Source organism: Micromonospora sp. BL4, assembly GCF_003667505.1.
GTDB lineage: Bacteria > Actinomycetota > Actinomycetes > Mycobacteriales > Micromonosporaceae > Micromonospora.
Map to the genome: position 1 here is coordinate 25,096 of NZ_RCVJ01000140.1, position 8,815 is coordinate 33,910.

Here is an 8,815-nt window from a genome sequence, read left to right on the forward strand (position 1 = left end):
GCTCAGGCGCCGGGCAGCGGGGTCGGTTGCGGCTCCCGGGTGACCCGGCGCACCGTCCAGACCGTGATCAGCAACAGCAGCGCGTACGGCGGGTAGCCCAGCGCCAGCCGGGCCACGCCCAGCGCGGTGTCCTGGTGGGCCAGGTAGAGCCCGGCCTGTACGCCCACCTTGGCCAGCCAGACCACGCCCCAGAGCACCGTCAGCTGGGTGAAGGTGCGCACCAGCTTCGGGTCGTCCCGCCATTCCGCGCGGCCCTTGGCCACCAGCACCGACCAGATCCAGCCCACCAGCGGCTGCCGGATGGCCGCCGAAACCAGCAGGGCGATGCCGTAGCCGATGCCGTAGAGGATGCCGGGGAGGTAGAAGTCGCGCTCGTCGCCGGTACGCCAGGCGATGGCCGCGCCGATGCCGACGCCGAACAGCCCGTTGACCGCGTGCCGGATCGGCCGGCGTTGGGCCAGCCGCAGCCCGGCGATCAGCAGCGCGACGGCCACCGAGGCGATCACCGCGGGCCGCAGCTCGCCGATGATGTTGGCGACGACGAAGACCACCACCGGGATGCTCGACTCGACCAGCCCCCGCCAGCCGCCCAGTTGGTCGGCCATCTGCTCGGCGATCGTCGGCAGCCGCTCGTCGTCCTCAGGGCCGGTCTCCGGCTGTGCCGCCCGGTGCTGTCCCGTCGTCATTGCCGGCCTTCCGTCCGCAGCGCCGTCACTTCGGCGAGTCCAGCTCGTAGTAGGGGTTGTAGATGACCTTGCGGTCGTCGCGCACCGCGACCCGGCCGCGCGCGGTCAGGTGCCGCCCCGGCTCGATCCCGGCGATGTGCCGCCGGCCCAGCCAGACCAGGGTGACCACGTCGCTGCCGTCGTACAGGTCGGCCTCGAGGGTGGGCAGGTTGGTCCGCGGCGTGTAGACCACGGTGCGCAGCCGACCGGCGACCGAGACCACCTGGCCCCGGGAACACTGCTGGGCCGGGACACCGCCGCACTCGGCGCTCTCCCGACGCAGCTCCTGCGCGTCGATCTCGGCCTCGCTGGCGGTGAGCCGTTGCAGGATGCGCCGTAGCGACACCCGGCTCTCGTCGGTCGTCATGACCTCCGCGTCACCCTCTCCACGCGCGCCGGCCCCGGCCGGCACTGGCCCGGCCCCGGCAACGCCGGAACCGTCCCGCCAGCGTACGCCGACGGGGCCGGTTCCGGCGGGCCGGTGCGCGTGGGTCAGACCTGGCGCGGTTCGGCGGCGGACGCGTCCCCGGCCTCGGCGCCGGCCTGGTCGGCGATCTCCTTGGGCAGCCGCAGCGGCAGCGGCTCGCGAACCGGCTTCGCCTCCTGCCCCCGGTCGACCACCAGGCCGTCCAGGCACTCGGCCAGCGGACCGGCGGTGGTCGGGTCGAGGGCCACCGGGCCCTGGAAGACGCCGCGAACCATCCACCGCGGCCCGTCGACGCCGACGAACCGCAGGTTGGTCGGGCCGTCCGGGGTACGCACCTGGGCGTGCAGCTCCGGGCCGTACTCGCCGTCGACCTCCTGGGCGTCGGCGCCGTCACGGAGCAGCGACTGGCGGATCTCCTCGCGCACCTCGTCCCAGATCCCCTCGGACCGGGGGGCGGCGAAGACACCGAGCTGCAGGGCGTTCTCCCCGTGCACCAGCACCACCTGCTGGATCACGCCCTGCGGGTCGGCCTGCACCCGCACCTCCACCTCGGCGACCGCCGGGATGTGCAGGCTGCCCAGGTCGAGCCGCTGCACGTCGTCGTTGACCTCGGTGATGTCGTACGGGCCGCGCTCCAGCGTCGGCGTCGACTCCTCGGTGCTCTGACCGCCGACCTCGGTGGTCCGCTCGTCACGGGTGTGCCGCCCGGCACCGGCCCGCTTACGGGAGAAGATCACTGCGCCCACCCTCCGCTGTTCACACTCACCCTGCCATCTCTTCCGTCTGCCCGCGGCCCGGCTCGTTCAGCCGCTGCTCGACCCGGTCCGGGCCGGCCGGCGACGGCACCAGCCCGGCGTGCCCGCCGGTGGAGCCGTGCCCGCCGGTCCCACGCTGGGACCCGGGCAGCTCGGCCACCGGCTCGAACCGCGCCCGCGCGACCCGCTGGACCACGAGTTGCGCGATCCGGTCGCCGCGGGTGATCTTCGCCGGCGACTCCCGATCATGGTTGATCAGGTTGACCAGGATCTCACCCCGGTAGCCGGCGTCGACCGTACCGGGCGCGTTGAGCACCGTCACGCCGAGCCTGGCCGCCAGGCCGGAGCGGGGATGGACCAGGCCCACGTACCCCTCCGGCAGCGCGATGGCCACGCCGGTGGGCACCAGGGCCCGGCCGCCGGGAGGCAACTCCACGTCCGCGGCCGCCACCAGGTCGGCCCCGGCGTCGCCGGGATGGGCGTACGCGGGCAGCGGCAGCTCGGCATCGAGCAGCCGTACGGGCACGGGTACGACGTCGGTCACAGGTCTCTCTTCCGTCCGAGTTGATCGGGGTGACCCTGCCATCCTGCCGGTTACCCGGGCCGTCGTGCGCCGTACCCTCGCAGGAGTGAGCATGTCGCCCTCTCCGTCCGCCGGTCAGCCACCGGTCACGGCCCGCACGGCGTACACCGAACGGCTCGACCTGTCCTGGTGGTTGTGGCTGGTCGGGCTGGTGGCCGCCGCGCTGCTGGCCGTCGAGATCTGGATGGGTGCCGGCGGCGTCCGCGCCTGGCTGCCGTTCGCGGTGCTGCTGCCGGTCACCGCGGCCGGGCTGTGGTGGCTGGGCCGGATCCGGGTCGCGGTCGCCGACGGTGAGCTGCGGGTGGACGACGCCCGGCTGCCGGTGCGCTTCGTGGCGGACGTGGTGCCGCTGGACGCGGCCGGTCGCCGTGAGGTGCTCGGGGTGGGCGCGGACCCGCTCGCCTTCGTGGTGCAGCGGCCGTGGATCGGCGGGGCCGTGCAGGTGGTGCTCGACGATCCGGCCGACCCGACCCCGTTCTGGGTGGTGAGCACCCGCCATCCGGTCGAACTGGCCGAGGCCGTGCTGGCCGCCCGCGACGCCCGGCGGCACGCCGACCAGCCGAGCTAGCCCGGCACCCCGCCCCGCCCGGGGTCAGGTGCCGGTCAGGTGCCGGTTGGCGGGCCGGGCAGGGCCGGTGGCGGGGCCGGCCGGGCGATGCCGCGCCGGCGCAGGTCCACCTGGAGCTGGTCGGCCATCGACCGGGTCGCCCGGCGGTTGAGGAAGCTCGCCACCGCCGCCCCGGTGAGGAACGGCCCGAGCGTGGTGAGGTTGCGCCCGAAGCGCCGGAGCAGGGTGTCCCGCAGCTCCTTGCGGGCCGCGGTGCCGAGCACCGCGCCCACCCCCACGCCGGGCATCATCGGGTTGACCCCGCGCTGGGTGGCCCAGGAGTGCACCAGGGCGACCGCCCGTTGGCTGCCACCGGCCGGCAGCGTCACGCCGTGCACCTCGTGCAGCTCGCCGACCAGCTTCAGCTCCACCGCCACCACGGCGACCGTCTCGGCGGCGAGCAGCACCGGCGCGGAGAGCAGGGTCGGTGCGACCGTCCACTCGACGGCGGCGACTCCCCCGCCGGCGGCGCCGATCCCGGCGGTGGTCCGGGCCGCGTTGCGGATCAACCGCTCGGCCAGGGCGTTGTCATCCAGCCCCGGGAAGTGCCGGCGCAGGGTGGCCAGGTCCCGCACCGGTACGTGCGGGGCGATCTCGGCGACGGTGTCGACCATCCAGCGCACGGCGGCGCGGGGCTTGAACAGGTCGCCGATGCCACGGGCCCGGGCCTGCCCGACCATCCGGGTGAGCAGTTGGCGGCGCCGTGCCGGCTCGATGTCGTCCGCGGTCAACGCCGCGACGGTGGCGCCGAGGTCGTCCGCGCCGGTGCCGGTGGTGTCACCTCGATCGCTCATGGGGTCGGACCTCCCGGTGCTGTGGCTACCTCTACGAGTCAAGCAGGTACCCACCGGTGCCGCATGGCTACACCGGCAGCGGCGGCCCCGATCAGGAGGCCGCCGCTGGTGTCGTGAGTGTCAGACGCACTCACGGCAGATCAGTTCGCCGTTACGCTCGACCGCCAGCTGGCTGCGGTGGTGCACCAGGAAGCAGCGAGCACACCGGAACTCGTCCTGCTGCATCGGTAGCACCTTGACCGTGAGCTCCTCGTCGGCCAGATCGGCGCCGGGCAGCTCAAAGCTCTCGGCCACCTCGGCCTCGTCGACGTCCACCGCGCCCGACTGTGAGTCGACGCGCCGTGCCTTGAGCTCTTCCAGGCTGTCCTCGCCGAGGTCGACCTCGTCGCGACGCGGGGCGTCGTAGTCGGTGGCCATCGGTTTCACTCTCCCATATCGATGTTGTCGCTTCCGGTTGTAACGCCGGACGACGCTGTTTCGGTTCCGCTGGCCGGCCACCACTTGTGTCGGGCACCCGACCCGGGGGACCGAACGGGTCGAGCCCGCTGGGGCGACTCCCCTGCGAGCGCGGAACCTTACCCCCCTTTGGGCGAGGCATGTATACCGCCCTCGCGGCTGAGATGTACGCCCCAGCACCCGAAGTTGTTCCCAATGTGACTCAGGCGACACGAAGATAGGGGTAGTAGTACCCGGTTCACGGTCGGCGCGCCGGCATGTCGGACTGTTTCCACGCGACGGCCGGACAACCGTTAACCTCAGCGGCGTATTCGACGGCCGCCGGTCAGTGCGATCGTTGGCGGCCGCCGCCACCCACCTGACGTCCGGGAGCGCCCAGATGAGTTTTGCGCGAGTGCGAGCACTCGTCGTCGTCGGCATGCTCGGGGTGCTGGCCCTGGCCTTCGTGATCACCGCGCTGGTCCGGGACACCCAGGGCAAGGCGGGCACGGCCGAGGGTTGCCCGGATGGCTGGCCGCTGGCCGACGTCACTCTGCACGAACCCAAGGACGTCAAGATCAACGTCTTGAACGCGACCGACGAGCCCGGCCGGGCCGGCAGCGTCGCGGACGACTTCCGCAACCGCAAGTTCCAGGTCAAGAAGGTCGGCAACGCGCCCAAGGGGATCGCCGAGGTGGCCGTGCTGCGGTACGGCCCCAAGGGCGTCGGCTCTGCGCACCTGCTGCAGGCGTACTTCCTCAACAACGCCGAGCCGGGCTACGACCCGAAGCGCACCGACGACACGGTGGACGTGGTGCTGGGCAGCCGCTTCCAGCAGCTCGCCACGACGACCGAGGTGAACCAGTCCCTCGGTGACCTGGGCGCTCCGGTCGCGCCCCCGGAGTCGTGCCCCTCCCCGGTCGCCAAGAAGTGACCGGGCAGGTCGGCGGACGCTGACCCCTCCGGCACCGCGCCGGGGGGCCACCAGCCCGGCAGGCGGCCGCCTGCCGGGCGCGCCGGTCAGGGGCCGCCGGCGGCATCCAGGGCGGCCAGGCGGTCGTGCAGCGGCGCGAAGAGCGCCGGCGGGGCCGCGAGCACCAGGTCCGGGCCGGGCGGACGACCGTCCAGGCCGGTGACCCGCACACCCGCCTCGGCGGCCACCAGCCCACCGGCCGCCAGGTCCCAGGCGGCCAGGCCCTTCTCGAAGTACGCGTCCAGGCGCCCCTCCGCCACCAGGCAGAGGTCCAACGCGGCGGCGCCGAGCCGGCGGATGTCCCGCACGTGCGCGATCAGCCCGGCCACCACCCGGGCCTGGTGCGCCCGCCGGCCGGCGTCGTAGCCGAAGCCGGTGGCGACCAGCGCCTGCCCCAGGTCGGTCTCGCCGGAACAGCGCAACCGGACGCCGTCACGCCAGGCGCCCCCGCCGGCCGTGGCGGTCCACTCCTCGCCGGTGCTGACGTTGCGCACCACGCCGGCGACCACCACGCCGTCCACCTCGGCGGCGAGCGACACCGCGCTGTACGGCAGCCCGTAGAGGTAGTTGACGGTGCCGTCGATCGGGTCGACGATCCAGCGCACCCCGCCCGGCCCGACCGGCCCGGTGGCCCCCGTGCCGTACTCCTCGCCGAGCACCGCGTCGCCCGGCCGCATCCGGTGCAGCGCGTCGAGCACCTGCCGCTCGACCGCCCGGTCGGCTGCGGTGACCACGTCGGTGACCGTACTCTTGGTCGCGGCCACGGCGACGCCCTCGGCGCGCATCCGGTACGCGGTGGCCGCGGCGTCCCGCGCAACGTCGAGCGCGATCGCCAACAGATCCTCTGGTGGCGGCACCGAACGGTCCATCCCACGTCCCCTTCCCGCACGACCGGGGTGTTCCGGGCCGGGCGCGAGTATCATCCTTACAAAGTCCACATCTGCGCCGAATCGGCGGTCCCCACCGCAGGTACTCCGTGCGGCGCAGGATGATCGCCGCAGACGGCGTTACAATTCACCCCTGCCACCGCGCCACGGACCGCCGACCACCGGCCGGCCCGGGACACGGAGGTCCCTCAACCACATCGCCCGGCCCGGTTGCCCCACGCTGTGCCGGACGACCCGGCCGTGCCCGCTCTTCGCCTCCGGAAGGTCATTCGTGACAGAACCCCGCCAGACCGGCGCCGACGTTCGCTCGCTCACCGACACTCTGATCGCCCACGCGCAGAGCGCCGGCGGTCAGCTCACGTCGGCTCAGCTCGCGCGCACCGTCGAGTCCGCCGAGGTGACTCCGGCCCAGGCCAAGAAGATCCTGCGGGCACTCTCCGAGGCGGGAGTGACCGTGGTGGTCGATGGCTCGGCGAGCACCCGCCGCCGGGTCGCCGCGGCCCGCTCGACGACGCCGGCGTCCCGGGCCACCACCGCCAAGACCACCAAGAAGGCCGCCGCGCCGGCGCCCAAGCAGGCACCCGCCTCCGACGAGGCGCCGTCGACGCCGGCGCCGCGCAAGGTGGCCGCGCGCAAGGCAGCCGGCAGCACCGCCGAGGTCGCCGCCGCCGCGCCGGCGAAGGCCGCGACCAAGTCGACCCGGGCGACCAAGGCGACGGTCGCCGCGGCCGCCGGCGCCAAGCCGGCCAAGGCCGGCGGCAAGGCCAAGGGCGAAGGCGCCGAGGGTGAGATCGACCCGGAGGAGCTGGCCGCCGCGATCGAGGACGTGGTGGTCGAGGAGCCGGCCGAGCTGACCCAGGCCGCCGAGACCGACGCCGCCGCCTCGGCCACCGACAACGACTTCGAGTGGGACGACGAGGAGTCCGAGGCGCTCAAGCAGGCCCGGCGGGACGCCGAGCTGACCGCCTCCGCCGACTCGGTGCGCGCGTACCTCAAGCAGATCGGCAAGGTTCCGCTGCTCAACGCCGAGCAGGAGGTGGAGCTGGCCAAGCGGATCGAGGCCGGGCTCTACGCCGCGGAGCGGCTGCGCGCGGCCGACGAGGGCGAGGAGAAGCTCACCCGGGAGATGGTCCGTGACCTGGGCTGGATCTCCCGCGACGGCGAGCGCGCCAAGAACCACCTGCTGGAGGCGAACCTCCGTCTGGTGGTGTCGCTGGCCAAGCGGTACACGGGACGTGGCATGGCCTTCCTGGACCTGATCCAGGAGGGCAACCTCGGCCTGATCCGCGCGGTCGAGAAGTTCGACTACACCAAGGGCTACAAGTTCTCCACGTACGCCACCTGGTGGATCCGGCAGGCGATCACCCGCGCGATGGCCGACCAGGCCCGCACCATCCGCATCCCGGTGCACATGGTGGAAGTCATCAACAAGCTCGGCCGCATACAGCGTGAGCTGCTCCAGGACCTGGGCCGCGAGCCCACGCCGGAGGAGCTGGCCAAGGAGATGGACATCACACCGGAGAAGGTGCTGGAGATCCAGCAGTACGCCCGGGAGCCCATCTCGCTGGACCAGACCATCGGCGACGAGGGCGACAGCCAGCTCGGCGACTTCATCGAGGATTCCGAGGCCGTGGTCGCGGTCGACGCGGTCTCGTTCTCGCTCCTGCAGGACCAGCTCCAGCAGGTGTTGCAGACGCTCTCCGAGCGTGAGGCGGGTGTGGTACGCCTGCGCTTCGGCCTGACCGACGGCCAGCCGCGGACGCTGGACGAGATCGGCCAGGTCTACGGGGTGACCCGGGAGCGGATCCGGCAGATCGAGTCCAAGACGATGTCCAAGCTGCGTCACCCGTCCCGGTCGCAGGTCCTGCGGGATTACCTGGACTGAGCGGGTTTCGTCAACCGAACGTGTCGTTTTGACCACCTGGTGTGCAACACCAGATGGTGATCGTCCGGATGCACGAATGTGATCGTTGACGTGGCACCCTGGGTGCACGGCACACTGTCCCAGCCATGTGTGACCTCGGTCCCCCGCGGGCACACAGGGAAGGCAGGGCCTGGCAAGGGTGTTGCACGATAGGTGAGCAACGACCGAAGAGATTGTTCATCGGTGACGACCAGAGGAGGAAGGCGATGACCCCGACCCTCACGCCGCCGCCCGAGACGGTGGCACCCCCAGCCGCCGATGAACGGTGCGACCGCTGCAATGCTGCCGGCAAGCTCCGGATCACTCTGGCGGGTGGGAGCGAGTTGGTTTTCTGTGGGCACCACGCGAACAAGTACGCGGAGGATCTCGTGAAGATCACCGTCCGGTTCGCGACGGACCCCGAGTTCAGCTGGCGTGGCGCCGATCTGATGGCGAACTGAATCCGCAACCCGACATAGCCGGCCGGAGACACCCCGAGGGTGTCTCCGGTCGGCTTTTCTCTACCCACAGTCCGCTGCCCGCTGCCAGGCCGCCACCCCGGCGCCCCTTGGCGGGCGACAACCGGCCCCGCGCAGTGCCCGCTGCCCGCTGCCAGGCCGCCACCCCGGCGCCCCTTGGCGGGCGACAACCGGCCCCGCGCAGTGCCCGCTGCCCGCTGCCAGGCCGCCACCCCGGCGCCCCTTGGCGGGCGACAACCGGCTTCGC

General features: G+C 72.7%; 11 protein-coding genes. 4 read left to right on the top strand and 7 right to left on the bottom strand.

The window, feature by feature from the left end; all coding sequences use genetic code 11:
- Positions 1-2 precede the first annotated feature (2 nt).
- The 4 genes from EAD89_RS17660 to dut all read right to left on the bottom strand — a co-directional run bounded on the left by EAD89_RS17660 (position 3) and on the right by dut (position 2,451).
- A complete protein-coding gene (locus EAD89_RS17660; protein WP_121656208.1) occupies positions 3-686 on the bottom strand; it encodes a DUF3159 domain-containing protein in 684 nt (227 codons plus the stop codon).
- A gap of 25 nt (positions 687-711) precedes the next feature.
- Positions 712-1,092 carry an OB-fold nucleic acid binding domain-containing protein gene (locus tag EAD89_RS17665; RefSeq protein WP_089017103.1) on the bottom strand — a complete coding sequence of 127 codons (381 nt, stop codon included), beginning with the start codon at positions 1,090-1,092 and terminating at the stop codon, positions 712-714.
- Between the two features lie 125 nt (positions 1,093-1,217).
- Positions 1,218-1,889, bottom strand: a complete 672-nt coding sequence (locus tag EAD89_RS17670) for a DUF3710 domain-containing protein (RefSeq protein ID WP_121676515.1) — start codon at positions 1,887-1,889, stop codon at positions 1,218-1,220.
- Positions 1,890-1,914: 25 nt separating this feature from the next.
- Positions 1,915-2,451, bottom strand: a complete 537-nt coding sequence (gene dut, locus EAD89_RS17675) for a dUTP diphosphatase (protein ID WP_199723517.1) — start codon at positions 2,449-2,451, stop codon at positions 1,915-1,917.
- Positions 2,452-2,542: 91 nt separating this feature from the next.
- Here dut and EAD89_RS17680 point away from each other — a divergent pair, with 91 nt between their 5' ends.
- Positions 2,543-3,058 (top strand): DUF3093 domain-containing protein, encoded by a 516-nt coding sequence (locus EAD89_RS17680; protein ID WP_121676514.1) that lies wholly within the window; start codon positions 2,543-2,545, stop codon positions 3,056-3,058.
- Between the two features lie 35 nt (positions 3,059-3,093).
- Here EAD89_RS17680 and EAD89_RS17685 read toward each other — a convergent pair whose 3' ends face one another.
- Positions 3,094-3,891 carry a hypothetical protein gene (locus tag EAD89_RS17685; RefSeq protein WP_121656212.1) on the bottom strand — a complete coding sequence of 266 codons (798 nt, stop codon included), beginning with the start codon at positions 3,889-3,891 and terminating at the stop codon, positions 3,094-3,096.
- Positions 3,892-4,011: 120 nt separating this feature from the next.
- Positions 4,012-4,308, bottom strand: coding sequence for a DUF4193 domain-containing protein (locus tag EAD89_RS17690; protein ID WP_007075406.1), 297 nt, complete (start codon positions 4,306-4,308; stop codon positions 4,012-4,014).
- Positions 4,309-4,741: 433 nt separating this feature from the next.
- Between EAD89_RS17690 and EAD89_RS17695 the strand changes: the two genes are divergently transcribed.
- Positions 4,742-5,260, top strand: a complete 519-nt coding sequence (locus tag EAD89_RS17695) for a LytR C-terminal domain-containing protein (RefSeq protein ID WP_199733546.1) — start codon at positions 4,742-4,744, stop codon at positions 5,258-5,260.
- Positions 5,261-5,346: 86 nt separating this feature from the next.
- Here the strand turns inward: EAD89_RS17695 and EAD89_RS17700 are convergent, their stop codons facing one another.
- Positions 5,347-6,168: an inositol monophosphatase family protein gene (locus EAD89_RS17700; protein ID WP_121656213.1), complete on the bottom strand. Its 822-nt coding sequence runs from the start codon at positions 6,166-6,168 to the stop codon at positions 5,347-5,349.
- Positions 6,169-6,457: 289 nt separating this feature from the next.
- On the opposite strand from EAD89_RS17700, the gene EAD89_RS17705 reads away from it, so the two are divergent.
- Complete coding sequence (locus tag EAD89_RS17705) at positions 6,458-8,071, top strand: RNA polymerase sigma factor (protein WP_121676513.1); 1,614 nt, start codon at positions 6,458-6,460, stop codon at positions 8,069-8,071.
- A gap of 245 nt (positions 8,072-8,316) precedes the next feature.
- Positions 8,317-8,550, top strand: coding sequence for a hypothetical protein (locus EAD89_RS17710; RefSeq protein ID WP_074474066.1), 234 nt, complete (start codon positions 8,317-8,319; stop codon positions 8,548-8,550).
- The last annotated feature ends 265 nt before the right edge of the window (positions 8,551-8,815 follow it).

What these genes read in the sequence shown, in the direction of transcription:
- EAD89_RS17700 (WP_121656213.1), bottom strand. Translation starts at nt 6,168, where the DNA reads ATGGACCGTTCGGTGCCGCCACCAGAGGATCTGTTGGCGATCGCGCTC.
- EAD89_RS17665 (WP_089017103.1), bottom strand. Translation starts at nt 1,092, where the DNA reads ATGACGACCGACGAGAGCCGGGTGTCGCTACGGCGCATCCTGCAACGG.
- EAD89_RS17690 (WP_007075406.1), bottom strand. Translation starts at nt 4,308, where the DNA reads ATGGCCACCGACTACGACGCCCCGCGTCGCGACGAGGTCGACCTCGGC.
- EAD89_RS17660 (WP_121656208.1), bottom strand. Translation starts at nt 686, where the DNA reads ATGACGACGGGACAGCACCGGGCGGCACAGCCGGAGACCGGCCCTGAG.
- EAD89_RS17680 (WP_121676514.1), top strand. Translation starts at nt 2,543, where the DNA reads ATGTCGCCCTCTCCGTCCGCCGGTCAGCCACCGGTCACGGCCCGCACG.
- EAD89_RS17685 (WP_121656212.1), bottom strand. Translation starts at nt 3,891, where the DNA reads ATGAGCGATCGAGGTGACACCACCGGCACCGGCGCGGACGACCTCGGC.
- EAD89_RS17710 (WP_074474066.1), top strand. Translation starts at nt 8,317, where the DNA reads ATGACCCCGACCCTCACGCCGCCGCCCGAGACGGTGGCACCCCCAGCC.